The organism is Fodinicola feengrottensis (assembly GCF_039530045.1).
In the GTDB taxonomy this organism is placed as follows: Bacteria; Actinomycetota; Actinomycetes; order Mycobacteriales; family HKI-0501; genus Fodinicola; species Fodinicola feengrottensis.
Genome location: NZ_BAAANY010000020.1, coordinates 57,336 through 82,635 on the forward strand (window position 1 = coordinate 57,336; position 25,300 = coordinate 82,635).

The 25,300-nt window shown below is 68.0% G+C and carries 24 protein-coding genes and 1 riboswitch; of the genes, 16 read left to right on the forward strand and 8 right to left on the reverse strand.

The window, feature by feature from the left end:
• Nucleotides 1-123: 123 nt before the first annotated feature.
• The 6 genes from odhI (at nucleotide 124) to gcvP (ending at nucleotide 6,217) form a co-directional block, all read left to right on the forward strand.
• The gene (odhI, locus tag ABD301_RS24365; protein ID WP_344312799.1) at nucleotides 124-657 is read left to right on the forward strand and encodes an oxoglutarate dehydrogenase inhibitor Odhl; all 534 of its coding nucleotides are present in this window, start codon (nucleotides 124-126) and stop codon (nucleotides 655-657) included.
• Nucleotides 657-1,469 (forward strand): transcriptional regulator FtsR, encoded by an 813-nt coding sequence (gene ftsR, locus ABD301_RS24370; RefSeq protein WP_344312800.1) that lies wholly within the window; start codon nucleotides 657-659, stop codon nucleotides 1,467-1,469. Before odhI ends, ftsR begins: the two co-directional genes overlap by 1 nt.
• Nucleotides 1,470-1,473: 4 nt before the next feature.
• Nucleotides 1,474-1,689 carry a hypothetical protein gene (locus ABD301_RS24375; RefSeq protein WP_344312801.1) on the forward strand — a complete coding sequence of 72 codons (216 nt, stop codon included), beginning with the start codon at nucleotides 1,474-1,476 and terminating at the stop codon, nucleotides 1,687-1,689.
• Nucleotides 1,686-2,153 carry a bifunctional nuclease family protein gene (locus ABD301_RS24380; protein WP_163572882.1) on the forward strand — a complete coding sequence of 156 codons (468 nt, stop codon included), beginning with the start codon at nucleotides 1,686-1,688 and terminating at the stop codon, nucleotides 2,151-2,153. The genes ABD301_RS24375 and ABD301_RS24380 overlap by 4 nt, the downstream gene beginning before the upstream one ends.
• A 278-nt stretch (nucleotides 2,154-2,431) precedes the next feature.
• Complete coding sequence (locus ABD301_RS24385; RefSeq protein ID WP_425551974.1) at nucleotides 2,432-3,001, forward strand: MerR family transcriptional regulator; 570 nt, start codon at nucleotides 2,432-2,434, stop codon at nucleotides 2,999-3,001.
• Between the two features lie 100 nt (nucleotides 3,002-3,101).
• Nucleotides 3,102-3,197, forward strand: a riboswitch (glycine riboswitch).
• Between the two features lie 152 nt (nucleotides 3,198-3,349).
• Nucleotides 3,350-6,217, forward strand: a complete 2,868-nt coding sequence (gene gcvP / locus ABD301_RS24390) for an aminomethyl-transferring glycine dehydrogenase (RefSeq protein WP_344312802.1) — start codon at nucleotides 3,350-3,352, stop codon at nucleotides 6,215-6,217.
• A gap of 87 nt (nucleotides 6,218-6,304) precedes the next feature.
• On the opposite strand, the gene ABD301_RS24395 is transcribed toward gcvP, so the two are convergent.
• Together ABD301_RS24395 and ABD301_RS24400 are read right to left on the reverse strand one after the other, a co-directional pair.
• Nucleotides 6,305-6,502, reverse strand: coding sequence for a DUF5999 family protein (locus ABD301_RS24395; RefSeq protein ID WP_344312804.1), 198 nt, complete (start codon nucleotides 6,500-6,502; stop codon nucleotides 6,305-6,307).
• 227 nt (nucleotides 6,503-6,729) lie between these two features.
• Nucleotides 6,730-7,323, reverse strand: a complete 594-nt coding sequence (locus ABD301_RS24400; RefSeq protein ID WP_163572885.1) for a TetR/AcrR family transcriptional regulator — start codon at nucleotides 7,321-7,323, stop codon at nucleotides 6,730-6,732.
• Nucleotides 7,324-7,442: 119 nt separating this feature from the next.
• Here ABD301_RS24400 and ABD301_RS24405 point away from each other — a divergent pair, with 119 nt between their 5' ends.
• The gene (locus tag ABD301_RS24405) at nucleotides 7,443-8,630 is read left to right on the forward strand and encodes an FAD-dependent monooxygenase (RefSeq protein ID WP_344312805.1); all 1,188 of its coding nucleotides are present in this window, start codon (nucleotides 7,443-7,445) and stop codon (nucleotides 8,628-8,630) included.
• A 74-nt stretch (nucleotides 8,631-8,704) separates the two neighbouring features.
• On the opposite strand, the gene ABD301_RS24410 is transcribed toward ABD301_RS24405, so the two are convergent.
• Nucleotides 8,705-10,501 (reverse strand): substrate-binding and VWA domain-containing protein, encoded by a 1,797-nt coding sequence (locus ABD301_RS24410; RefSeq protein WP_344312806.1) that lies wholly within the window; start codon nucleotides 10,499-10,501, stop codon nucleotides 8,705-8,707.
• A gap of 183 nt (nucleotides 10,502-10,684) precedes the next feature.
• Here ABD301_RS24410 and ABD301_RS24415 point away from each other — a divergent pair, with 183 nt between their 5' ends.
• The 7 genes from ABD301_RS24415 (at nucleotide 10,685) to ABD301_RS24445 (ending at nucleotide 16,332) form a co-directional block, all read left to right on the forward strand.
• Nucleotides 10,685-11,242, forward strand: coding sequence for a flavin reductase (locus ABD301_RS24415; protein ID WP_344312808.1), 558 nt, complete (start codon nucleotides 10,685-10,687; stop codon nucleotides 11,240-11,242).
• Nucleotides 11,243-11,266: 24 nt separating this feature from the next.
• A complete protein-coding gene (gene def / locus ABD301_RS24420; protein WP_344312809.1) occupies nucleotides 11,267-11,752 on the forward strand; it encodes a peptide deformylase in 486 nt (161 codons plus the stop codon).
• Nucleotides 11,753-12,099: 347 nt separating this feature from the next.
• Nucleotides 12,100-12,678: a TerD family protein gene (locus ABD301_RS24425; protein WP_344312810.1), complete on the forward strand. Its 579-nt coding sequence runs from the start codon at nucleotides 12,100-12,102 to the stop codon at nucleotides 12,676-12,678.
• A gap of 104 nt (nucleotides 12,679-12,782) precedes the next feature.
• Nucleotides 12,783-13,439: a response regulator gene (locus tag ABD301_RS24430; protein ID WP_425551975.1), complete on the forward strand. Its 657-nt coding sequence runs from the start codon at nucleotides 12,783-12,785 to the stop codon at nucleotides 13,437-13,439.
• Nucleotides 13,420-14,919 carry a histidine kinase gene (locus tag ABD301_RS24435; RefSeq protein WP_344312811.1) on the forward strand — a complete coding sequence of 500 codons (1,500 nt, stop codon included), beginning with the start codon at nucleotides 13,420-13,422 and terminating at the stop codon, nucleotides 14,917-14,919. Before ABD301_RS24430 ends, ABD301_RS24435 begins: the two co-directional genes overlap by 20 nt.
• A 41-nt stretch (nucleotides 14,920-14,960) precedes the next feature.
• Nucleotides 14,961-15,359, forward strand: coding sequence for a sensor histidine kinase (locus tag ABD301_RS24440; RefSeq protein ID WP_313885912.1), 399 nt, complete (start codon nucleotides 14,961-14,963; stop codon nucleotides 15,357-15,359).
• A gap of 133 nt (nucleotides 15,360-15,492) precedes the next feature.
• Nucleotides 15,493-16,332 (forward strand): PrsW family intramembrane metalloprotease, encoded by an 840-nt coding sequence (locus ABD301_RS24445; RefSeq protein WP_163572893.1) that lies wholly within the window; start codon nucleotides 15,493-15,495, stop codon nucleotides 16,330-16,332.
• Nucleotides 16,333-16,390: 58 nt separating this feature from the next.
• On the opposite strand, the gene ABD301_RS24450 is transcribed toward ABD301_RS24445, so the two are convergent.
• Nucleotides 16,391-17,542, reverse strand: a complete 1,152-nt coding sequence (locus ABD301_RS24450) for a cytochrome P450 (protein ID WP_344312812.1) — start codon at nucleotides 17,540-17,542, stop codon at nucleotides 16,391-16,393.
• A gap of 64 nt (nucleotides 17,543-17,606) precedes the next feature.
• On the opposite strand from ABD301_RS24450, the gene ABD301_RS24455 reads away from it, so the two are divergent.
• Entirely contained in the window at nucleotides 17,607-18,089 is a 483-nt protein-coding gene (locus ABD301_RS24455; RefSeq protein WP_344312814.1) for a MarR family winged helix-turn-helix transcriptional regulator, read from the forward strand.
• On the opposite strand, the gene ABD301_RS24460 is transcribed toward ABD301_RS24455, so the two are convergent.
• The 4 genes from ABD301_RS24460 to ABD301_RS24475 form a co-directional block, all read right to left on the reverse strand.
• On the reverse strand, nucleotides 18,078-19,817 hold the full coding sequence (locus ABD301_RS24460; RefSeq protein WP_344312817.1) for an aminotransferase class V-fold PLP-dependent enzyme: 1,740 nt from the start codon (nucleotides 19,815-19,817) through the stop codon (nucleotides 18,078-18,080). The genes ABD301_RS24455 and ABD301_RS24460 overlap by 12 nt on opposite strands.
• A 136-nt stretch (nucleotides 19,818-19,953) precedes the next feature.
• Nucleotides 19,954-21,936 (reverse strand): GTP-binding protein, encoded by a 1,983-nt coding sequence (locus ABD301_RS24465; RefSeq protein ID WP_344312818.1) that lies wholly within the window; start codon nucleotides 21,934-21,936, stop codon nucleotides 19,954-19,956.
• Nucleotides 21,937-22,069: 133 nt separating this feature from the next.
• Nucleotides 22,070-23,008 (reverse strand): SDR family oxidoreductase, encoded by a 939-nt coding sequence (locus ABD301_RS24470; protein ID WP_163572897.1) that lies wholly within the window; start codon nucleotides 23,006-23,008, stop codon nucleotides 22,070-22,072.
• A 30-nt stretch (nucleotides 23,009-23,038) separates the two neighbouring features.
• Entirely contained in the window at nucleotides 23,039-23,677 is a 639-nt protein-coding gene (locus tag ABD301_RS24475) for a TetR/AcrR family transcriptional regulator (RefSeq protein ID WP_279582768.1), read from the reverse strand.
• A 77-nt stretch (nucleotides 23,678-23,754) separates the two neighbouring features.
• On the opposite strand from ABD301_RS24475, the gene ABD301_RS24480 reads away from it, so the two are divergent.
• Nucleotides 23,755-25,278 (forward strand): flavin-containing monooxygenase, encoded by a 1,524-nt coding sequence (locus ABD301_RS24480; protein ID WP_279582769.1) that lies wholly within the window; start codon nucleotides 23,755-23,757, stop codon nucleotides 25,276-25,278.
• Nucleotides 25,279-25,300 lie beyond the last annotated feature (22 nt).

A 25,300-nucleotide genomic window follows, 5' to 3' on the forward strand; every position in this document is an offset into this window, starting at 1 on the left:
AATCGCAGCTGTGGAATTCTGGAAACACGACCGACGCTCGAATCGGGGAGGCGATCGTCTTGACGGGCACCGCTCAGTCGGCTCCGCGGGACGCTTGGCACCGACCGCAGGGTTGGTGACCCGATGAGCGATGACGACAAGCAGGAAGAGGGGCCCGGTGACCGTGAGGGCGATCGTGGCAAGCGACAAGATGGGCCTGGTGACCCGATGAGCGATCGTGCCGAGCGCGACCTTTCCTCGACCCAGATTTTCGGCGCCATCGAGGATGTGCCGGACGCCGAAGCGGTCGAGTCGACCGGTGACCTGGGCGCCCGGCTCGCCGAGCAGTTGCCGCCCGGATCGGCTCTGCTGGTCGTGCGCCGCGGCCCGAACGCGGGCAGCCGCTTCCTTTTGGACACCGACGTCACCACCGCCGGCCGGCATCCGGAGAGCGACATCTTCCTGGATGACGTGACGGTGTCCCGGCGGCACGCCGAGTTCCGGCGCGAGCAGGGCACTTTCAGCGTCCGCGACGTGGGCAGTCTGAACGGGACGTACGTGAACCGTGAGCGGGTCGAGCAGGCCACCCTGGCCAACTCCGACGAGGTGCAGATCGGCAAGTTCCGGCTGATCTTCCTGCTCGGACCGGCGAGCGGGGCGACGGAGGGGATCGGCTAATGAACCGGCCCGGGGCCGCTGCGTCAGCCGCGTCAGCGGACCAGCCCCGGCCGTCGATGAGCATCGGCGAGGTGCTGGAACGGCTTCGCTCGGAGTTCCCCGACATCACCATCTCCAAGCTGCGTTACCTGGAGTCCGAGGGGCTGGTCGAGCCGGAGCGTACGGCCGCCGGCTACCGGAAGTACACGCACGCCGACCTCGCGCGGCTGCGGTACGTGTTGCTGGCCCAGCGCGACTACTACATGCCGCTGAAGGTGATCCGCGAACAGTTGGACGCCCTCGACCGCGGCGAGCAGCCGGCTGGGCCAGGCCCCGGCACGCCGGTGCTGCGGGTGCCGCGCGCGTTGTCGGCGGTCGACCAGATGGCGAGGCCGGCCGGCCCGACCCGGGAGCCGGACCCCGGCCGGGACCGGGACGATCAGGCCTGGTCGGCCGCACCTGGGGAGCTGCGGATGTCGCGTACCGAGCTGCGGGAAGCCGCTGGGCTGTCCGAGGAGATGCTCAAGGAGTTGGAGCAGTTCGGGCTGATCTCGGTCCGCAACGGCTACTACGACGACGACACCCTGATGATCGCCCGGACGATCGTGGAGATGACCGGGTACGGCCTGGAGCCCCGGCACCTGCGAGCGTTCGCCACCTCGGCGCAACGCGAGGTGGGCCTGTTCGAACAGGTCGTCAGGCCGATGGGCCAGCAGCGTGGCGCCGAGTCCCGAGGGCGGGCCGAAGAGACTCTTCGCGAGCTTGCGGCGCTGTCCATCCGACTGCACGCGGCGTTGGTCCAGACCGCACTCAGGGCGACCTTCGGACCCTGACCCGATGAGCAGATTTGTCACCGTGGACAAAGCAAAATCTCTGCACAGTGCCGCGGCTGCGGCGGGCCTCGCGCATTCCGCCGCGGCCAACACGTGGTTACGGTACGCATCGGTGCCACAGGCGTGTAGGTTCGAAGATGGCAGCATGATGATGGCCGCCGACGATCGGTGTGCCCAAGAAGGCCTGCGGCCGTACGCGTCAGACGGAGGCGACTGGTGAACGAGTTGCACGTAGTCGGCGTGCGGGTGGAACTTCCGAACAACACGCCGATTCTGCTGCTCAAGGAGACCAGTGGCGAGCGGTATCTGCCGATTTGGATCGGCGCCGTGGAAGCCACCGCGATCGCCTTCGAACAGCAGGGCGTCAAGCTCTCCCGACCGCTGACCCACGACCTGTTGCGCGATGTCCTGGTGGCCCTGGACTCGCCGCTGCAGCGGGTGGAGATCACCGAGGTCAAGGAGAACATCTTCTACGCGGACCTGGTGTTGCGCGACAACATCCGGGTGAGCGCGCGGCCCTCGGATGCGATCGCGCTGGCGCTGCGGGTCAGCGCGCCGATCTCGTGTGCCGCCGAGGTGCTGGACTCGGCCGGGATCATCATCCCGGATGAGCAGGAGGACGAGGTGGAGAAGTTCCGGGAGTTCCTGGACAACATCTCCCCGGATGACTTCGCCGGCTCATAGGGCGTAGTCTCAAAAGCCGCTAATCGGTCACCCTGGACGAGATTCAGGGTGAAGTTGAGGTAGAGACTTCGACACGCCGAGGCCGTGCGTTGACCCGGCGTGTCCCGCCTCATACGGTCAGGGGAGTCGAAGAGCTTCGGCACTTCGGGCGCTTCGCTCCGGGATTGGCTCGGGGCAAGGCACGGTCCCACCAGCGGAGGTCGTCAGTGGACGAGCAGGGCAGCACGGGCGGATCGGATCGACCGTCAGACGCCCGCCCGGGATGGACTTCCGGACCAGTGCCGGTCAGCGCCGGCCCGGTAGATGACGGGCAAGGGGTGCTGTTCGTCGCGGAGCCCGCCGACACCTCCGACAAGGAGCAGATCGGCTATCGCGGCCCGACCGCCTGCTCGGCCGCCCACATCACGTACCGACAGCTCGACTACTGGGCCCGCACCGGCTTGGTGCAGCCGAGCATCCGATCGGCCGCCGGCTCTGGATCCCAGCGTTTGTACGGCTTCCGAGACATCCTGGTCCTCAAGATCGTCAAGCGCCTCCTGGACGCCGGCGTCTCGTTGCAGAACATTCGGCTCGCGGTCGACCAGCTGCGCTCGCGCGGAACCGGTGACCTCGCCAAGATCACCCTGATCTCGGACGGCACCACCGTGTACGAGTGCCGCTCACCCGAAGAGGTCGTCGACCTCCTGCAGGGCGGCCAAGGCGTCTTCGGCATCGCCGTCTCCGGCGCCTTCCGCGAAGTCGAGGGCGAGCTCGCCCACCTGCCCGGCGAACGCGCCGACGGCGGCGTCGAGGTCGAGCCCGCTGTGCCTGATGAGCTTTCGGCGCGGCGCGCCCGCCGCATCGGCTAGCCGGGCGCGGGGCTTACTGACGTTCGCGACGGTGAGCATGTGACGTGCGTGTGGCCAGCACGCGACGGCGAGGTGGCGCTGGTAGCGTTGCGCTTGTTGCCGACCCCATGCGGGAGAGTCCTCGAACAGCCAGTTCGGGGCGCCGAAGGAGCAATTCTCCCCGGAACCTCTCAGGCCAACGGACCGTGTGGGTGAGACACCTCTGGAAAGCAGGCGCCTCGCGCGTCTCACCGACGGTGCAAGTCCGTGCGCGTACGGGCGAAGCTCTCAGGTCTCCATGACAGAGGGGGAGGAAGGCCCGCGGGCCAGCAAGACCGCTGCCCGCCCGTCCCACCTCCGGAGTCGACGATGACCGACCGCCCCACTCTCGACGACCTGTCCGCGGGCGTTCCGTTCGCCAACCGGCACATCGGCCTCGCTGCTGTGGATCAGGCCAAGATGCTGTCCACTCTCGGGTACGCGTCGGTGGACGCGCTGCTGTCCGCGGCCGTGCCGGCCAGCATCTGGCTGGACGAGGCGTTGAACCTGCCGGCCGCCGGCACCGAGGCCGGCGTCACCGCTGAGCTGCGGGAGTACGCGGCGCGGAACCGGCCGATGGCGCAGATGATCGGCCTCGGCTACTACGACACCGTGACACCGCCGGTGATCCGCCGGAACGTGCTGGAAAACCCGTCCTGGTACACGGCGTACACGCCGTACCAGCCGGAGATCAGCCAAGGTCGCCTCGAGGCGCTGCTGACCTTCCAGACCATGATCGAGGACCTGACCGGGCTTCCCATCGCGAACGCCAGCCTGCTGGACGAGTCGACCGCGGCGGCCGAGGCGATGACGCTGTGCCGGCGCGCCTCGAAGGCACCCAAAGAGGCGGCTTTCCTTGTCGACAAAGATGTTCTGCCGCAGACGCGGGCAGTGGTCGGCACTCGCGCTGACGGCCTTGGCATCTCGGTGGTGGACGCCGACCTGAGCCAGGGCCTGCCGGACGGCCATTTCTTCGGTGTCCTCCTGCAGTATCCGGGCGCCTCCGGGGTCGTCCGCGACTTCGAGGCCATCACGGCCACAGCGCACGAGCGTGGCGCGTTGGTGGCGATGGCCGCCGACCTGCTCGGGCTGACGCTGCTGCGGTCGCCGGGGGAGACCGGCGCGGACATAGCGGTCGGTACGTCCCAGCGGTTCGGGGTGCCACTGATGTACGGCGGCCCGCACGCCGGCTACATGTCTGTGCGGGACGGTCTGCAGCGGATGCTGCCTGGCCGGCTGGTCGGAGTGAGCAAGGACGTGGATGGCGGCCCCGCCTACCGGCTCGCGTTGCAGACCCGTGAGCAGCACATTCGCCGGGAAAAGGCGACCAGCAACATTTGCACGGCCCAGGTCCTGCTGGCGGTGATCGCCGCGTTCTACGCGACCTGGCACGGACCGGAGGGGCTGCGGCTGATCGCCGAGCGCACCCACCGGTACGCGGCGGTCCTCGCGGCCGGACTGCGGGCCGCCGGGTTCACCGTCGTTCACGAGTCCTTCTTCGACACCATCCAGGTGCGTACGCCCGAGGCCGCCCGGATCGTGGCCGCGGCGGCCGACCGGGGCATCAACCTGCGACTCGCCGGCGACGACCTCATCGGCATCGCCTGCGACGAGACGACCACCGCCGACCGGCTCCGGGAGGTGTGGGCGGCGTTCGGAGTGTCCGATGTGGACATCGAGGCGCTGGACACCGCGACCGCGGACGGCCTGCCAGAGCACCTGCTGCGCACGTCGTCGTACCTGCGGCACGACGTTTTCCACCAGCACCGCTCGGAAACGTCGATGATGCGCTACCTGCGGGGACTCGCCGCCAAGGACTACGGCCTCGACCGTGGCATGATCCCGCTCGGTTCCTGCACGATGAAGTTGAACGCGGCGGCCGAGATGGAGCCGATCAGTTGGCCGGAGTTCGCCGGCATCCACCCGTTCGTGCCGCCGGAGCAGGCCCGCGGGTACGCGGCGCTGATCGACGACCTGGAAACGTGGCTGGCGGAGGCGACCGGGTACGACGCGGTCAGCCTGCAACCAAACGCCGGCGCCCAAGGTGAGTTGGCTGGTCTGCTGGCGATTCGCGCGTACCATGACGCCAACGGCGGCACCCATCGCGATGTGTGCCTGATCCCGTCCTCCGCGCACGGAACCAACGCGGCGAGTGCGGTGATGGCCGGCATGAAGGTCGTGGTGGTCCGCTGCGACGATGACGGCAACGTCGACCTGGACCACCTTCGTACGACGTTGGACCAGCACCGGGACGATGTCGCGGCGCTGATGATCACCTACCCGTCGACCCACGGCGTGTACGAGGCGACCGTCGCGGACGTGTGTGCGGCGGTGCACGATGCCGGCGGGCAGGTGTACGTCGACGGAGCGAACCTGAACGCGTTGCTCGGGGTGGCCAAGCCCGGCCGGTTCGGCGGCGACGTCTCGCACCTGAACCTGCATAAGACCTTCTGCATCCCGCACGGCGGCGGCGGTCCCGGCGTCGGTCCGGTGGCGGCCCGCGAGCACCTGGCGCCGTATCTGCCGGGCCACCCGATCGAGCCGCGGCCGGGTGCCGACACGGTCGGTCCGGTGGCGGCGGCACCGTACGGGTCGGCGGGCATTTTGCCGATTTCCTGGGCCTATTTGCGGCTGATGGGCCCGGACGGCCTGCGCAACGCGACCGGCAGCGCGGTGCTCGCGGCCAACTACCTGGCCCGCCGGCTCTCCGCGCACTACCCGGTGCTCTACACCGGCGCGGGCGGGCTGGTGGCGCACGAGTGCATCCTGGACCTGCGGCCGATCACGAAGACGACCGGCGTGACCGTGGACGACGTGGCGAAGCGGCTGATCGACTACGGCTTCCACGCGCCGACGATGTCGTTCCCGGTGGCCGGCACGCTGATGGTGGAGCCCACCGAGTCGGAGAACCTGGGCGAGCTGGATCGGTTCGTGGCGGCGATGATCGCGATCCGTGCGGAGATCGACCGGGTCGGCGCGGGCCACTGGCCGGCGGACGACAACCCGCTGGGGAACGCGCCACACACGGCCGCGACGCTGGCTGAGGACTGGACCCACCCGTACGACCGGCAGCGAGCGGTCTTCCCGCCCGGGGTCACCGCGGCGACGAAGTACTGGCCGCCGGTGCGCCGGATCGATGGTGCCTACGGAGATCGAAACCTGGTTTGCTCATGCCCGCCGCCGGAGGACTTCGCCTAGCTCGGTAGCACTAGCCAAAGCGGCGGCCGGTCGACTGCCTGTCCTGCTTTGGGGACAGGCGATCGACGGGTACGGCGTGGTGCTCGGTCAGGCCGCGGAGTGCATCGCCGGGCGGGGGCACGGGGCAATCGCGCTTCCGTCCGGCAGGATCTCACCGCAGTCAGCGAACAGGATCACGCCGTTGCACAGAAGACTCCAGCCCTGCTCGGGATGCGCGGCGACAACGTGGGCCGCGTCGTGGTCCGAAGCCTGAGCGTCGGGGCAGGTGGGTTGGTGCAAACACATGGTGTGTCTCCGCTGGCGAGTATTCCGGTGTGTGGTTGTGCTCACATTATGATCCCACGCTGCAAGCCCTTGCAGGCGACTTCGGCACACCCTGTGGATAAAAATTTCGCGATTGGGCATCTAAACGTTATCTGCCGCCCATCCGGCCTACCAGCGGTGACAGATCCATAACAGGTTGCACGGGGTCGGACCAGCAGTTGCGCTCCCGGGCAACTGATTCGTTCCCCTCATGCGCGTGGCGAGTTCGTGATATGCGCCGCGAGAGCGACCAGGCCGTCCGCGATGTCCTGTTCGGACGGCGCGTTCTCCGGGTCGATCAACCACTGCATCAACAACCCGGACATCAGAGCCAGCTGGATGCTGCCGACCGTACGCGCGGTCTGCCCGTCCAGTGTCTCCTCCGGAACGCCGAGCAACTTGGACGCGAAGCCGGTGCGGCTCATCTGCATACCCATCTGAACCAGCTCCTTGATCTTCGGGGTGTGCTCGGCCTGGACACCGGCCTCGATGGTCGCCAGCCAGAGCTCCCGACTGCGGCCGAAGGACGCGATCGCTTCTCGCCAGAACGCCTCGTACCGCTCACGGGGGCTCGCGTCCGGATCGACGCCGGCCGCGGTGGCCTTCTCGACCTCGTCGCCCCATTCCTCCATGGCCAGCATGAACGCCTCGGTCAGCAGCGCGTCGCGGGATCCGAAGTGGTATCCGATGGCCGCGTGGTTGACGCCGGCGGCGGTGGCGATGTCCCGCACTGTCGTACGAGCCCACCCTCTGTCTTTGAGGCACGCCAGCGCACCGGCGAGCAAATCTTCTCTGTTTCCCATGCTCAGGAGCCTACCCGATGTTTGCTCCAAATGGTTTATCCAAATGGATTGACCAGATGGATGAACGTCTTGTACGGTTACCCCAGCACCGAAAACCACCACCTCCTCAAGGAGTAGTCATGAACCGTTCCGTCCTGATCTCCGGCGCTGGCATCGGCGGCCCCACCCTCGCGTTCTGGCTGGCCCGGTACGGCTACGCCGTCACCGTCGTCGAGCAGGCCTCCCAGCTGCGGGCCAGCGGCTCCGCGGTCGACTTCCGCGGCGACCAGCTGGCCCTGCTGGAGCGGATGGGGATCCTCGACGACCTGCGTGCCTGCGAGAGCCACATGGGCGACCTGAAGATCGTCGACGGCACCGGCAAGCACGTCTCAACGCTGCCGGCGATGCTCTTCAGCGGTGAGCTGGAGATCGACCGCGGCGACCTCGCGCAGATCCTCTACCACCACACCAAGGACCACACCGAATACGTCTTCGGTGACCGGATCACCGCACTGACCCAGCACGAGCACGGCGTGGACGTGACCTTCGAGCGGTCGGCACCGCGGACGTTCGGGCTGGTCATCGGCGCGGACGGGCTGCACTCGGCGGTACGCCGGCTGGCGTTCGGCGACGAGGCGCAGTTCAAGACCGACCTCGGCTACTACGCGGCCTCGTTCTCGGTCCCGAACACCTTCGGCCTTGACCACAGTGGCTGGATCTACAACGAGCCGAACCGCTACGTGAACCTCAGTAGTGGCCGGGACACCCGCCGGGCGATCGCCACCTTCGTGTTCGGCACCGAGCCGGTCGCGTACAACCGGCGCGACCCTCAGCAGCAGATGCGGATCGTGGCCGAGCACTACAGCGGGGCCGGCTGGATGGTTCCGCAGCTGCTGGCGGCGATGGGCAACGCGACCGACCTCTACTTCGACTCGCTCAGCCAGATCAAGCTGGAGAGCTGGTCCCGTGGCCGGGTGGCCGTGCTGGGTGACGCCGCCTGGTCCGCCGGCCCCGGCGGTAACGGCACCGGTCACGCGATGCTCGGCGCGTACACGCTGGCCGGCGAGCTGGCCGCGGCCGGCGGTGACTTCCAGGCGGGATTCGCCCGCTACGAGGAGATCATGCGGCCGATCATGGACAAGTCCCAGAAGTTCGCGGCCGGCGCCGGCAAGTTCCTGGTGCCGCCCACCGACGGCAAGATCCGCTCGCGCAACCGCACGTACCGGATCCTGTCCTCGAAGCTGATGACCGGCGTCTTCACCAAGATGGCGAAGAAGAACGCTGACACCGGCGACCTGAAGGACTACTCGGTCTCGGCCGCCGCATGACCTTCAGGAGTTCGACGTTTCCGCCGCGGGCAGGTTGCCAGCGGCGGAAACGTCGTGCCGCCAGAGGATTGCTGTTAGGTGCTGCTGCCGAACAGAGCGGTCAGCAACACCGTGTCGATGGAGTTGGGATCCAGCGAGGTGTATTCGCGGCCACCGGTCGCGGTCGAGATGTCCTTCAACGCAGTCGAGTCCGCGTCCCGGCCGTACGCGATGGTGATGATCTCGACCGGCCGCGAGGAGTCCGCGACGGACCGCAGTTGGGTCAGCAGCTGGGACTTGGTGAGGTCGCTGGTGGTCGCCTCGTTCTTGCCGTCGGTCAGCAGCAGCACCAGGTTGACGCGGTTCGGCTGGTACGCGGCCTGGGCGGCTTTGTAAGCGGCCAGCGCGGTGTTGTAGAGACCCGTCCCACCCTTGGCGGTGAGGCCTTTCAGAGCGGTGGTGACCGCCGCCCGGCGGGTGTCGCCGCCGACGCTGGCGGTGATCGGGCCGATCGGTACGAGCTCCTTGTAATCGGTGCTGTCCGTACGTTGCGTGGAGAACTCCCAGAGCCCGAGCTCGCTCTGGTCGTTGAAGAGGCCGACCGCGTGCTCGGCCGCCTGTTCGGCGAGCTGGAGCTTGCTGCCCTGCCCGCCGGGCGCGTTGTCCGCCATCGAGCCGGACGCGTCGACCACCGCCAGCGCGTTGACCGTTCGTCGCAGCGCCGTCCAGGTGACCACGGTCCGGGTGATCGAGTCCGGCAGCAACGCCATCCGGGCGGACACCGCGATCTTGGGCTGAAAGCCGCGGGCCTCGGTCAGCTGCGGGCTGGCGGACCGGTCTGGCCCGCGAAAGGCCGCGTCGGCGTACGCCTTGTGGCCGACCGGGCCCTGCACGAAGCTCAGGAACGCGGCGGCAATCTGCTTCTGCTTCGCACCCACCCAGGGCGCGTTCAGGACCAGATAGGGAAAGTCCGCGTCAGCCGTGCCGCTCTTGGGGTAGACCGCGACCAACGGGACCTGCGGGCTGGTCTGGTTGTAGTCCGAGACGTCCCGCTCCAGCGCCGGAAACGCTGACACGTATTGCAGCGCCTTGCCCTGCGTGTCGGCCATCTGCAGCGCACCGAACATCGAGTCGCTGTCCGGGGTGTAGCGGGTGACCTCCTTGGCGAGGTCGCTGGTGTGGTTCAGCTCGTCCTGGCTGATCTGCTCGTCGTCGTTGTAGTCGGTGATCGCGAGCAGTGCCTCCAGCCCGGCGGTCGACTTGGTCGGGTCGGTCATGCCGATCTGGAAGTTGCCCCACTCCGGGTGCTTGAAGTCTTTCCAGCTGTGGCTGCCGGTGAAGGTGGTGACCAGGCTGCGCCAGTCGATCGGCGCGTTTGGCCAGCCCAGCGACAGCGCCATCGGCCGGGGCATCGCGATGACCACCGGCGACCGGGCGATGCTCGGCTGCAGAGTGGGAAACATCGAGTACGCCTCGGGGCGGGCCTGCGCGACCCGGATCCAGGTCGAGGAGTCCGGCGCCCACACGTCCGGGCGAGGGCCGTCCCGCTTGGGATCCCAGGTCGGACTGAGCGTGCCAGCCACGTCCCCGGACTTGGTGGAGGCCACCGAGACGGCCGCGCAAGAACCACCGATCTCCGGGTTCTTCTGGGTCCACTGCTGGGCCAGCGACGACAGGATCTTGGCGTGGTCCGGGTCCGCGACCACGCTTAACGTGGTCGGCGCACCCTTGCAGCCCTGTTGGGCCAGCCACGCGTACCCGGCGGTGACTCCGGACAGCAAAAGGACGGCTACCGCGGAGATGACGATCCACGGAGCGATGGCCAACCGATAACGGCGAGCCTTGCGGCGGCGGTGCGATTGCACCGAGGAGGCCTGGCGGCGTCCGGGCATACAGCCTCGCCGGACTAACGCGGGAGCGGTGGGAAGGTGCTCACGTTGGCGGAGTGTACGCCGTGCGGTTGCGCCCTTTACTGGCCGCACAGGGTCAATCGGGACGGCCGACGCGAGACCGAGACAGGCTGGCAGCGGGCCGTCACAGGGTGCAGTTGAGCGGACAGGCTCTACGTTGAATGGGTGAACGAGTCACCCGAACCCGGCGCCGCCATCCACCCGGAGCATCCCTTCGCCGCGCCGGCGGACGCCCGGGACCCGGCTCGCCAGCTGCGTGGGCGGCTGGTCGCGCCGGTGACGGTGTGGACCGCCGGTAGCGGTTCGGCGGCGGCCGGCCTGACGGTGTCGTCGATGCTGATGGCCGGCGGCGAGCCGCCGACGGTGTGCGGGCTGCTGGACCCGGACAGTGATTTGGCCGAGGCGGTCGGCGACAGCGGGCAGGCGGTGATCAACGTGCTGCGGTGGCCGCACCGTACGATTGCCGATGTCTTCGCCGGGCTCCATCCGTCTCCGGGTGGGCCGTTCCGGACCGGGGAGTGGTCCGCTGGGCCGGTCGGGCCGGTGCTGGCCGACGCGGCGGCGGTCGCGATCGTCACTGTGGTGGAGCAGCGGCCGATGGGCTGGAGCTCGCTGGTCACCGCGACCGTGGACGACATCCAGCTGCTGGACAGCGACGACGACGATCTGCTGGCGTACGTACGCGGTCGTTATCGAACGATCACGGCGGTCCGCGGTGGTTGAGCCCTGGGAAAGAAGGACGAGAGAGTGACAGTACGGCCGATCCGGCTGCTCGGGGACCCGGTGTTGCGGACTCCGGCGGACCCGGTGACCTCTTTCGACGCGAACCTGCGGCGGCTGATCGACGACCTGCTGGAGACGACCGACATGGACGGCCGGGCCGGGGTGGCCGCGCCGCAGATCGGGGTGTCGCTGCGGGTGTTCTCGTACAGCGTCGACGGCGACCTCGGATATGTGGTCAACCCGCGACTGGTCCGGACCGAAGGCCTCCAGGACGGCGACGAGGGCTGCCTGTCGCTGCCGGGCCTCTGGTTCCCGACCGAACGGGGCAGCGAGGCCACCGTCACCGGCGTGGACGCGGACGGGAAGCCGATCACTGTGGAAGGCGACGGCCTGATGGCCCGATGCCTGCAACACGAGACCGATCACCTGGACGGCATCGTCTACATCGACCGTCTCAAGGGTCGTACGCGCAAGTCAGCACTCCGGGCGATCCGCGAGGCCGCCGAGTAAAAATCGCTTTACTGACTGGATGGCGAGCAGGTCGGATCCGACCCCGCGCGCGGGACCGTCGCGGTGGCGCCGGGTAATCCGGTCGATCGTACGAAATGCGGGTGCGGACCAGTCGAACCGACCGCTCGCGCAGGTGCCCGAACGGGCAGCCCATAGGGCTTGACGGTCCAGCCCAGCGAGGCGTGTCCTGCTGTCGTGCACTAGCGTCAGGGCCGGCCGGTGTGGGGGCGCGGCTGGTGACGGTGCGTACGGTTGTCAGCCCCTTCTCAGCTTCGGCCGGTAGCATCCACGGATCTGACCATCCGGTAAAGCGCCGGTAAAAAGAGGAACGAAGGGGACACGTAGTCATGGCCGTTAGCCTGTCCAAGGGCGGGAACGTCTCGCTGACCAAGGAAGCCGGCGGCACCCTGACCGCCGTCATCGTCGGCCTGGGTTGGGACCTGCGCACCACCACCGGTGACGCCTTCGACCTCGACGCCAGCGCCATCGCGCTGGGCGCCGACGCCAAGGTCGTTTCCGACAAGCACTTCATCTTCTTCAACAACAAGACCAGCCCCGACGGCACCATCGAGCACACCGGTGACAACACCACCGGTGAGGGCGAGGGCGACGACGAGTCGATCAAGGTCAACCTGGCCGGCCTGCCGGCCGAGATCGAGAAGATCGTCTTCCCGGTGTCGGTCTACGACGCGGAAGCCCGCAAGCAGAACTTCGGCCAGGTCCGGAACGCCTTCATCCGGGTGGTGAACCAGGCGGACAACGCCGAGATCGCCCGCTATGACCTCACCGAGGACGCCTCCACCGAGACCGCGTTGGTCTTTGGTGAGCTCTACCGGGCCGGTGCCGAGTGGAAGTTCCGGGCAGTCGGCCAGGGCTACCAGTCCGGCCTGTCCGGCATCGCGAAGGACTTCGGCGTCAACGTCTAGTCTTTCTCTCAGCACGTACGAATGGCCCGGCCCACCTCGGTGAGCCGGGCCATTCGCTGTGCCAGGATTTGGGCACTGGGCGGACCCGGACCAAGGAGCAGATCGTGCGTGTTGTGGTGGCCGACGACCAGGCCGTCGTACGCGCCGGGCTGCGAACCGTCCTGAACGCCGCGCCCGACATCGAGGTCGTGGGAGAGGCTGCGGACGGCGTGCAAGCCGCGAAGCTAGCCGGGAAACTGCGGCCGGATGTCGTGCTCATGGACGTGCGAATGCCAGGCACGGACGGCATCGAAGGGACGCGCCTGATTCTGGCGCTCGGCGATCCGGCCATCCGCGTCCTCGTCGTGACCACATTTGACCTGGACCGGCATGTCTATGACGCGCTGCGCGCTGGCGCGTCCGGCTTCATCCTGAAGGATGTGGAGCCCGAAGACCTGCAGACCGCGGTCCGTACGGTGCACGCCGGGCACTCGTTGTTCTCGCCGTCCGTGACCAGGCGCCTGGTCGGCTCGTTCGTACCGACCGACCTCGGTCCAGACAGCGGCCCTGCCGGCACGCTCACCGCCCGCGAGCGCGAGGTTCTCGGCCTGGTCGCGACCGGAATGTCCAACGCCGAGATTGCCAACTGGCTGTTCCTGAGCGAGACGACGGTCAAGACACACGTCTCCCGGCTGCTGGGCAAGCTGGCGCTGCGGGACCGCGTCCAGCTGGTCATCTTCGCCTACGAGAACGGCCTGCTGAGTGGCGAGAACGGCGGCTGACGCTTTACCCGGGACGCGGGCCGGCGACGGGGCGCTGGCCGCGGTCGTCCTGCTGCTCGGCCTGATCGACGTAGCGGCCTCGGTCGACCCGTCGCTACCGGGCCTTCCTGGCCTGTTCGACGGCACGGCCGCGATCGCCGCCGGAGTGGTGACCACGTCCGCGCAGGCTGGGACCGTGCTGTTCCGACGTCGATGGCCACGGCGCGCGTACGCGCTGCTGGCGCTGGTCGCGGCTGTGCAGTTCGTCGCGATCGGGGCCTACCCGACTTATGCGTGGGCCGTGCTCGCGTTCGCGGTCGCGCGGGCGCCGGGCCGTGCGTTGGGCTGGCTCGCCGGTCCGCTTCTGGCGGCGGTCGTCGCTGGTGCGGCGCTGGTCCCGATCGCTCCCGGCGACCTGCTGACCCGCGCGGCAACCGCGGTCGCGCTTGCCCTCACGCTCGCCGTGTTCGTGCTCGTCGGCGCCCTCGCGGGGCGTTTCGCGAGGGCCGCGGCCGGACGAGCGGACTGGGAGCGGCAGCACCGCGACCAGGCTCGGCGAACCGCGGCGCTGACGGCCGAACGGGCCCGGATCGCCGAGGAAATCGGCAGCGGTGTGCTCACTGGCCTTCGCCGGCTGGTCGAGCAGTGCGAGCGGCTCGCGGATGCCGCGGACGACGACTTGCGCCGGCTGAGCGCGCAGGCTCGGGCCGTGCTGGCCGCCATGCGTCGCGTCTTAGGCATTCTGCGTGCTGACCCCGAAAGCAGGCCAGTCGAGGAGTCCGCGGACCGCTGGCGGGTGCCGCTTCCCGACCGGGCCGGGCTGGTCGCGTTGGCCGCGTTCGTGGTGCCGGCGGTCCTGCTGGGTACGCTGCCGATCCCGCACCTGGGCGTACCGTCGCTGGACCATTTGCTCGCGCTGCTCGACCTGCCGCTGCGATCGCCACTCGCGCTGCTGGCTGTGGCTGTGCAGTTCGCCGTCATCGGTTGGTGGCGAACCGCGCCGCTGCCCGCACTGCTGGTCTGGGCCACGGGCGCGTTGGCCGCCGGAGCCCTGAACGCCACGAACCTGGTGGCACTGGCCGGCTGGCTCGTCCTGGTGTGCGGCGCGGCCTCGTACGAGCGTGTCCTGCGATCGGCGGTGGTCGTCGCGATCACCGCGCCGGTCGACCTGGCCTGGTTTCCGCTCGGCGGTACCCCCAGCGCGGTCCTCGCGTACGTCGGCGTCGTGCCGCTCTGGCTAGCCGGCGTACTCATCCGACGGCACCGGCTGCAGGTCGAGCGCGACCAGCACGAACGGGCCGAGGCGCGGGATCGGGAGGCGGTCGCCCAGGAGCGGCTGCGGGTCGCCCGCGACCTGCACGATGTCGTCGCCCATCACGTCTCCGCGGTCGCCGTGCAGGCCGGCGCGGCGCGGATGGCGCCCGATCCGGACGGGCGAGCCGAGGCATTGGCGCACATCGCCGACTCCGTCGGCGGATCGCGCAAGCGCTGCCCGAGCTGACTGGCCTGACGCCTGAGCAGCACGGCGTCACGTTGGATGAGGTGGGCCTGGACCAGCTGCTCGATCCGATCCGGTCCGCCGGCCTGCCGGTCGAGGCGGAGGTCGTCGGCAAGCCGGCGGCGATCCCGGGCGACGCCGAGCTGTTCGCGCAGCGGATCATCACGGAGGCGCTCACGAACGCCCTGCGCTACGCTGGACCGTCGCCCACCCGGGTACGCGTGGAACACACTGCTGGAACGGTGTCTGTGCAGGTCAGCGACGATGGTCCAGGCGCCGGGCAGCGGTTGGCCGGTGGCGGCGCCGGGCTCGGGATCGTGGGCATGCGGGAGCGGGCCGAACTGTTGGGCGGCAGTCTGCGTGCCGGTGTCGAAGGCGCTGGCTGGACGGTCCGCGCCGACCTCCCGCGTCCGGCCGTCCTCCCTGCGAAGGACCCGGCTTAGGCGCCGATGTGGGTCGCGCCGACGACGCGGCGAGCAAGCTGCTGACCGTAGCGTCCGATGCATGCCAATCAGTGAGAATCAGCAGGTCAAACCCATAATTTCGGGACGCGGTAGGCGCCTTGCGATCATCGGCGTGGTCGCGTCCGTACTGTGCTGGCTGGCCGCGGTCGGCTGGGTCTGGCCGCAGGTCGGACCGATCGGTGTGTTGTCCGGCATCGTGCTCTCGGGAGTCGAGCTCACCGGCGTCCTCGCCGCCTTCGGCTGGGTCAGCCGATGGGCGCGGGAGCCCCGGCGCTGGCTGCTGGCGGCCCTGCTCTGGGGCGCCGGTTTCGGCGCGCTCGCGTCCATCCCGATCGAGTCCGGCGCGCAGTGGATGGTCAGGATGACTCTCGGCCAAGCGGCCGCCGACACGGCGTATCCGCTGCTCATCGCGCCGCTGACCGAGGAAGGACTGAAAGGCCTGTTCCTGGTCGGGCTGCTGATGTTCTGCCGGCGCCGCATCACCGACCTGGTCGACTGCATCACGTACGTCGGAGTGGCCGCCGTCGGCTTCGCGGCCACCGAGAACATCCTCTATCTCGGCGGGCCGGTCGGAAAGTTCCTGGCCGGACCGATGACCGCGGCGACGGTCGGGCCCTTGGTCATTCCGCTCGTCCTGCGGATGGTCTTTCTGCCGTTCATCCATCCACTGTTCACCAGCCTGGTTGCGGTCGGCGTCACGATCGCCATTACCCGCCGGAACCCGGTGGCGCGGATTTCGTGGGTGGTGCTGGGCTATCTGGCGGCCAGTCTGTGTCACGGAGTGTGGGACTGGACGGCCCTGACCAAACAGACCGCCGCACTCACGGTGCCGCTCTACCTGTGCCTCATGGTCCCGTTGTTCGTGACAATGGTCGTGGTTGTCGTCATCGCCCGGCGTCGGCAGGCCAAAACCCTCGCGGCGGAGCTGCCCCCGCTCGTCGAGACCGCCTAGATTCCAGCACGTACGAGCGGCCCGGCCCGGTTCGGCGAGCCAGGCCATCGTCGTGCGGCTACCAGCGAACGGGAAGTGCCTCGAGCAGCCGGTCGCCGAACATGTTGGTACGCCATCGCAGGTCGCCGAGGTCGACCGCCAGCTGGAGTCCGGGCAGTCGCGTGGACAGCGCGGTGAAGGCGACCTGCAGCTGCATCCGGGCCAGCGCCGCGCCGAGGCAGTGGTGGATGCCGTGGCCGAAGGCGAGGTGCTGCCGGCCCGTACGGTCAAGGTCGAAGCTGCCCGGGTCGGCGAACTGGCCGGGGTCGTGGTTGGCGGCCTGCAGCGACGGCACGATCATGTCGCCGGCCTGAATGGCCGTACCGGCGATCTCCAGGTCGGCTGCCGCGTACCGGGGCAACTCGGCCGCGCCGGACTGGAAGCGCAGCACCTCCTCGACCGCCGCCGGCACCTTGTCCGGGTGATCGCGCAGCAGGGCCAGCCGGCCGTCCTCGATCAGCTTGATGGTGCCGATGGACAGCGCGTTGGCGGTGCCGAGGTAGCCGGCCAGCAGCAGGATCAGCCCCATCATCTCCAGCTCGTGCTGGCTGAGCCGCCCGGTGTCCTCGTCTCGAACCGCGATCAGGTCGCTGAGCACGTCCTCGGTAGGTGCCCTGCGCTTGCGATCGACCAGGTCGCTGAAGTAGCCCATCAGCTGCCCGTACACCTCGCCAGCGCCGGCCGCCTCGAAATCGGCGAGCGTGATGAGCTTGTCCGACCACGTCCGGAAGGTCGCCAGCTCGTCGTCCGGCACCCCGAGCAGGGCGCCGATCACGCTGCCGGGTAGCGGAAACGCGAACGATTCCCGGAGGTCGGTGGGGGAATCCATCTCGTCAAGGAGCTGGTGGGCCAGCCGTACGGTTCGCGGCCGTAGCTCCTCGACCCGGCGGACGGTGAAGGCCTTCGCGACCAGCCGGCGCAGTCGAGTGTGTGCGGGCGGGTCCTGGAACAGGGTGCCGTTCTCGGTGCCGGCCGGCGCGCCGGGGATCCCGACGCTCATCCGCGGGTCGGCGAGCACGGACCGTACGTCGTCATATCTCGTGACCAGCCAGGCCGGCGCTCCCTGGCTGGTGGTGACGCGGCTGACCGGCGCCTGCTCGCGAAGTTTCGCGAACTCGGCTGGCGGCTCGACGGGGTTGGCGGTCGGGAACGGGTACGAAGGCGCGGACACGGTTCCTCCTGGGGCGGCTGTTGGGCGTACGCGTCGCTACGATGACTGCGGAGGCAGCAACATAGTGAATGATATACACAATGAAGAAGCATCCGAAGAGTCGGTCAGCCCGGAAGCGGCACTCGGCCGCGTCATGGAGCTGTCGTTCCTGATGGCGGCCGACATGGACGCGGGTCAGGCGAAGCTGGGGCTGACCCGGGCGAGGGCCACGATCATGTGGCAGCTGCACCACAGCGGCCCGACCACACAGCGGGCGTTGAGTGACGCGTTGAAGGTGACCCCGCGCAACATCACCGGGCTGGTGGACGCTCTCGAGGGGGGCAACTTCGTCGTACGGACCCCACATCCGACCGACCGTCGCGCGATCCTGGTGAAGCTGACGGATCACGGCGCCCAAACCGCCGCCTCGATGGAAACGGGCTGGCACGAGTTCGCCGGTCAGCTCTTCGGGCACCTGTCCGGTGCCGAGCTGGAGGCATTCCTCGGGACCCTCGACGGCGTGCTGGAGCGCCTGCGTACGGTCGTCGCCCGCTCTTTAGGGGCGTAGGCAGCTGGCTGGTAGTTCGAACCAGCGCAGATGTTCGAAGTCCTCGGAGAGACTGCCGGTGGGGAGATCGCAGTCCGGCTCACCGGCCGCATCAAGGATGCTGCGGGCATCCTCGAGATAACCCCCGAGCGCTGACTCGGGCGCGCTGCGGCGCTGGGCTGGATACCGCAGCGCCCCTGACTCGTCGTAGTGCAGCATCGACAGCCGCAACGGCGGGTCGACCGGTCCGTTCCGGTGCCGCCAAAGGCCGGTCTCCGGATCGAAGAGGTAGTCCGGCAGCAGCCGCCAACCGTCGCTCGCGACCAGGTGGACGGCCTGCACGATGTAGTCGAAGACGACGTCCGAGATGAAGTAGTTGAAGTTGACCCGTACCCAACCGGGTTTGATGCCCTCGCAGCCAATGGTGATCTCCCGCTCGAACTCGTGAGATCGGGCCAGGTCGATGCCGAGCAGCCGGTGACCGTACGGGCCGGCGCAGGAGCAGCCGCCGCGGGACTGGATGCCGAAAAGGTCGTTCAGCAGCGCGACCACGAAGTTGTGGTGGACGAACCGGCCGCTCGGGCGCTCCACGATGAACGAGACGATGGACAGCCGCTCCGCCTCGGTGTTGCCGAGGATCTCCAGGCTCGGGTTCTGCTGCCAGGACGCCACCGCGCGGCGCAGGAAGTCGTCCTCGTGGGCGCGGATGAGTTTGGTCCCGACCGCCTGTTTGAGGCCGAATACCAGGCCGGCCCTGATCGATTCGACGATCGCCGGTGTGCCGCCCTCCTCGCGCTGCACTGGGTCGTCGAGATAGCGGTGTTCCTGCGGGTTCACGTACGCCACCGTGCCGCCGCCAGGCACGTCCGGCACGCGGTTGCGCAGCAGTTCCTTGCGTACGACCAGAACTCCGGGAGTGCCCGGCCCGCCGATGAACTTGTGCGGCGAGATGAACACGGCGTCTTTGCGCGCGGCCGGGTGGGTGGGGCAGCACGGATACATCTCGATCTCGATGTAGGGCGCGGCGGCCGCGAAGTCCCAGAAGGACAGCGCGCCGTGCCGGTGCAGGATGTCGGCGACCGCGCAGGTGTTCGACACGATGCCGGTGACGTTGCTGGCGGCCGAGAACGACCCGATCTTGAGCGGCCGCTCGGCATAGCGGGACAGCTCGGCGTCCAGGTGCTCGAGGTCGATGTGGCCGTCGCTGTCCTCACGGATCTGTACGACGTCCGCGATCGACTCCCGCCAGGGCAGCTCGTTGGAGTGGTGTTCGAACGGCCCGATGAACACCACCGGCCGTTCCTGCGGCGGAATCTGGTCGATCAGGTGATAGCGGTCGTCCAGCTCGGCCGGGATCCGCAGCCCCAGCACGCCGATCAGCTTGTCGATCGCCGCCGTCGACCCGGAGCCGCAGAACATCACCACGGTCTCCCCGTCGCCGCCCACCGCGTCCGCGATGACCTGCCGGGCATCCTCGCGCAGTCGGGTGGTCTGCAACCCGGTGCCGGAGGACTCGGTGTGGGTGTTGGCGTACCGCGGCAACACTTCGTCGCGGATGAAGTCCTCGACGAAACCCAGTGCCCGCCCCGACGCGGTGTAGTCGGCGTACGTGACCCGGCGTGGCCCGTACGGGCCGTCCATGACCTCGTCGTCGCCGATCACCGCCGCCCGGATCCGCTCCAGGACAGCGGCCGGGTCCGGTGCGGTCGCGTTGCCGGTGTCCCCAGTGTCCCTGCCCCCAGTTCCCATGCCGACAGCATCGCACGTACGCCTGGCACCGCGGATCGGCTCGGAATCCGGGTGCCTCAGGTCACCGCCTTCCCCGTACTTACCGCATCGACGCGATGCGTGCGTTTGGCGCACGCATCGCGTCGATGCGGTCTGGCTAGACCCGTCGTACGACATGCAGCAGATACTCCTTGCGGTTGAGTGGGTTGTGGTCCGAGCGGGACCGACGCGGGACCTGACCACTGACCGGCTGGTATCGCTCGAACGCGCTTTCCAGGACGCCCTCGCCGCGGGTCAGGGCGGGCAGTTGTTGCTGCAGCTCGTGCACCTGGGCAGCGGGGATCTCGCCCTCCAGTACGCCCGACTGGCCGACCGCCGCCGGCAGTCTCGGGACGGCGCGGAGCCGGGCGAGAGCTGGCAGGATCGGTCCGACGGTGTCGGCCGGCAGCTCGAGCCGGAACGAGTGCATCGGCTCGTACACCGTGCTGCTGGCGTTTTCCAGCGCGGTCAGCAGAACCAACGGAGTCAGATTGCGGAAATCACCTGCGGTGCTGGACATGGACTTGTCGAAGGTGCCGTGCGAATGGCTTTGCCGTGCCAAATAGCCGGAGTGGGTCATGGTCACCATGCAGTCGGTGACCTGCCATCCGTACAGCCCCTGTAGCAGCGTTTTGTGCACGGTCTCCTCGACGGCCTTGAAAAACGAGTAGGGCATCGAGCCGAGCTCGACTCCCAGTCGAAAGCTCACACCGCCGCCGATCGGGGCGGGGTCGACCCGGAGTCCGACGGTGGCCAGGAATGGATTGGCTTCCTTGTTGATAAACTCGACGGCTCCGCCACTGCCGGCGGGTCGCTCGATACAAATCGTGGTGGTTTCCTGGAAAGCCACCTCGATGCCGTAGTCGCTGGCCAGCGTCGCCTGAATGACCTCCTTCTGCACCTCGCCGTAGAGCGAGACGAAGATTTCCTGCCGGAGATCGTCCTGTCGCAGGTCGATCAGCGGATCCTGTTCGGCCAGCTGGGCGAGCGCAACATGTAGTGCGCCTTTCTGGGCCCGACGGCTGGGAACCACCACCGTTTCCAAGGTCGGCGGCGCGAAATAGTGCTCAGAGGTCGTACGCGTGTCCCCAACCGAATCCCCGATCCGGATCTCCGTAGGGCCCCAGAGTTTGCCGATCTGCCCGGCCGCCACCCGGCCGGTGGGGATCAACGACCCGCCATCGAAAACGCTGACCGCGGTGACCTTTCCCGCTCGCTGAGGGCCAAATCGCATCTTGTCCCGGGTGCGTACCACCCCGGAGAACATCCGGACGTATGCGACCTTCTCGCCGGCGGTCCCGCGTTCGACCTTGAAAACCGTGCCGGACACCGGCCCGCAGGTGTTACTTTCGGCCGCTGGCAACAACTTCTTGATGCCTTCGGCGAGGTCAGTCACACCAGAACCGGTGATGGCGGAGCCGAAAAACACCGGATGCACCAGCGCCCGCTGGGTCTGTGCCGCCAGTGCGCGGTGCAGACTGTCGTACGACACCGCCTTTTCGTCGTTGATATAGGCAGCAAGGAAGTCTTCGTCGTGGTCCGCGAGCACCTCGACCACCTGGGACCGAAAATCAGCGTCTTCGGCGGTGTACGGCTGGAAGTCGGCAGCCGCCGTACCGATGCACCGTACCGATCCCATCGGCACCACAGAAGGTGCCAGTTTCGTCGCGATGGCCAGCAAAGTGTCGTCGTACGCGGCACCTCGGCGGTCTACTTTGTTGACGAAGATGAGCGTCGGTATCCGCAGCCGCCGCAGCGTACGCATCAGCACCCGCGTCTGCGCCTGGACGCCCTCAACGGCCGAGATCACCAGCACCGCGCCGTCGAGCACGCTCAAGACCCGCTCCACCTCGGCGATGAAATCCGGGTGCCCGGGAGTGTCGATCAGGTTAACCGTGACGTCGTCGATGGCGAAGGACACCACCGCCGACTTGATCGTGATCCCGCGCTGGCGTTCCAGCGCGAGCGAGTCGGTCTGGGTGTTGCCGTCGTCGACGCGGCCGATCTCGTCGATGACGCCGGCGGCATAGAGCAACCGCTCGGTCAGGCTGGTCTTACCAGCGTCAATGTGTGCCAGAATCCCCAAGTTCAGCGTGCTCACTACGCGTCATGTCCTCTAGATAGGTGTCAGTTCCTTTCTGGGTGGACACAACGGCAGGACGCATTCCGCTCTCCTTGGATAGATCAGCTGTTGCCGGGGAGTGAACCAGAGCCCTCCCCGGACCACAACCGAATTAGGACTTGGCGGCCGCGCGGGTACGCCCGTTGCGGCTCGCCGCCGGGGTGGCGGGCTTGGGTTCGGCGCCGAGCCCGGCGCTGCTGCGACCGAACGAGCGGCCGAGCTTGGCCATCTCCCGCTCGATCTGCGGCACCAGCTTGCGGGCCTGCGCCATGATCGGCGCGGCGCCGATCGGGCCGAGGGTGATCGGCCTGAGCTTCTCGATCAAGCCGACCGCGCGCGGCACGTACACCCGGCGGCGGCGACGCTCGATGCCATCCACGATCGCCAGCGCGCATGCGTCGACCGAGGTGGTCACGTTCAACGGCCACGGCAGCTTCTTCAGTGTCTCGTTGAAAGTGGGGAAGTCCTCTTTTTGGTCGCGGACCATGTCGGTGTCGATCCAGCTGGGGTGCACGGTGCCGACGCCAACGTGCCGATAGGCCAGTTCGAACCGCAGCGCGTTGCCGAACTGCTCGACGCCGGCCTTGGACGCGCAGTACGCGGCCATGCCCGGCATCACGGTGAAGGCGGCGGCCGACGAGATCAACGTGAAATAGCCGCGCCGGGCGGTCACCATCGGCAGGGTGGCCTTGACCGTACGGATCACGCCGATCAGGTTCACGTCGATGGTCCGTACGATCGCGTCCACCGGGTTCACCGCGACGGTGCCGTTGTTGGCGACACCCGCGTTCGCGACCACCACGTCGATGCCGCCGAAGTCGCGTACGACGTCGATGGCCATTTTCTCCATCTCCGCCTGGTTGGTCACGTCGGCGGCGTACCAGGCGTGCTCAGGGCCGAGTTCTTCGGCGAGCCGGGTGAGCAGGTCCGGCTCCAGGCCGACCAGCGCGACCCGGGCACCCCGCTCGGCGGCGAGTCGGGCGGTGGCCGCGCCGATGCCGCGGGCGGCGCCGGTGATCAAGACGGTCTTGCCGACCAAGGGACTGGTCATTGCGGGTCCTTCCGATGAGGTGAAGGGGTTCTAAGACGGCCAACGGGCGCCGTCGCGGATCCCGGAGATGCCGAACCAGACGAGTTCGGCCAGGGACCGGGCGACGGTCTCGGGGGACAGTTCGGGGTCGTGCCGACGGCGGACCGCGAGCCGCTCGCAGGCGCCGATGATGGCTTGTGCGTACGTGCCAATGACCTCCTCGGGTACGCCCGGCATGCCAGCGGCCAGCACAGCGGCGGTGTAGTCGGCTTGCTGTTGTCGTACGCGCTCGAGCTCCTCGGCGGCCGGGGCACTGGCCAGCGAGCCCTCGGCCACCAACATCGCCCAAGCGCGTTCGTGTGACTCGATGAAGTCGAAGAACACTCGGAAACCGGTGAGCAGGATGTCTTCTGGCGTACCAACCTGGGCCTGGGCCTGGACGGTCAGCCGGAGCAGCTCGGAGCGGGCCCGGGCGATGCAGGCGACCGCCAGCCCGTCTTTGGAGCCGAAGTGGTCGTAGAGCACCGGTTTGGTCACGCCAGCCTGCTCGGCGATCTCCTCCATCGTCACCGCGACAAAGCCGCGCTCGCCAAAGATCTGCTCGGCCACGTCGAGAAGCTGCTGCTCGCGATCGGCGCGGCGCATCCGGCGGCGCGGGCTGGGGGCGGTGGTTCCCGGCTGTGCTGACATCACGTTGCGTACTTTACACATAGTAGGTTACCGTCGGTAGGAAGTAGCTGGCCCATCCTCTGAGAGGACACCTGACCGTGACTCAGACACAGCGCGAGACCAGCGCGGCGGCGACCGAGACAGGGCCGCGCCGGGTGCGGGTGGCGATCGTCGGCAGCGGCTTCTCCGGCATGGGCGTGGCGATCAAGCTGCGCGAGGCGGGCATCGACGACTTCGTCATCCTGGAGCGGGGTGCGGACTTCGGCGGCACCTGGCGGGACAACACCTATCCGGGCGCGGCCTGCGATGTGCCGTCACTGCTCTATTCGTTCTCGTTCGCACCCAATCCGGACTGGAGCCACGCTTTCTCACCGCAGCCGGAGATTTTCGCGTACCTGCGGCGATGCGGCCAGCGGTACGGGCTCTACCGATTCGCCCGGTTCGACCACGAGGTGCGTGGTGCGGCCTGGGACGAGACGAGCCGGCTCTGGCGGATCGACACCTCGCAGGGGCAGTACGAGGCGAGGGTGATGATCAGCGCGGTCGGCCCGCTGTCCGAGCCGTCCCTGCCGGACATCCCGGGAATCGAGAGTTTCCAAGGAAAACTGTTCCACTCGGCGCGCTGGGACCATGAGCACGACCTGACCGGCGACCGGGTCGCGGTGATCGGGACCGGCGCGTCGTCCATCCAGTTCGTCCCGCAAATCGTCGACAAGGTGGGAAAACTGCACCTCTTCCAGCGCACCGCGCCGTGGATCATCGGGCGCTCCGAGCGCCGGCTCTCGGCGGTCGAACACAGGACGTACCAGACGTTTCCGCTGGCCCAGAAAGCGGTTCGAGCCGGCATTTACTGGAGCCGTGAGCTTTTCGTACTGGGGTTCGCGAAAAACCCGAAGCTGATGAAGGTCGCCGAGCGGCTGTCTCGCCGGCACCTGGTCAAGCAGGTGCCGGACCGGGCGCTGCGGAAGAAGCTGACCCCGTCGTACACGATGGGCTGCAAGCGCATTTTGTTGTCGAACAACTACTACCCGGCGCTGAGCCGTCCGAACGTGGACGTGGTTACCGACCGGATCGTGGAAATCCGGCCGCATTCGGTGGTCACCGCGGATGGCACCGAACGGGAGATCGACACCCTCATCCTGGGCACCGGATTCCATGTCACCGACATGCCGATGGCGCAGTGGATCACCGGCCGTGACGGTGTTCTGCTTGCGGACGCCTGGAAAGATGGCGTGCAGGCGTACAAAGGCACGTCCGTGAACGGTTTCCCGAACATGTTCATGATGATCGGGCCGAACACCGGCCTCGGGCACAACTCGATGGTCTACATGATCGAGTCGCAGCTGAACTACGTCCTGGACGCGATCAAGTACGTCAGCCGGCCAGGAGTGTCCGATGTGGACGTGAATCCGGCCGCTGAGTCGCAGTTCAACGTGGACGTACAGAAAATGCTGGAGGGCACTGTCTGGACAACTGGCGGGTGCGTCAGTTGGTACCTGGACGACAACGGCAAGAACACCACGGTGTGGCCGACGTTCACCGCTGTTTTCCGGCAGCAGACGCGGCATTTCGATTCGCAGGCGTACGAGGTGCGCTCGACGCCCGCGCTGGTGGACGCCTGACCGACCGGTTCCGGCCGCCGCG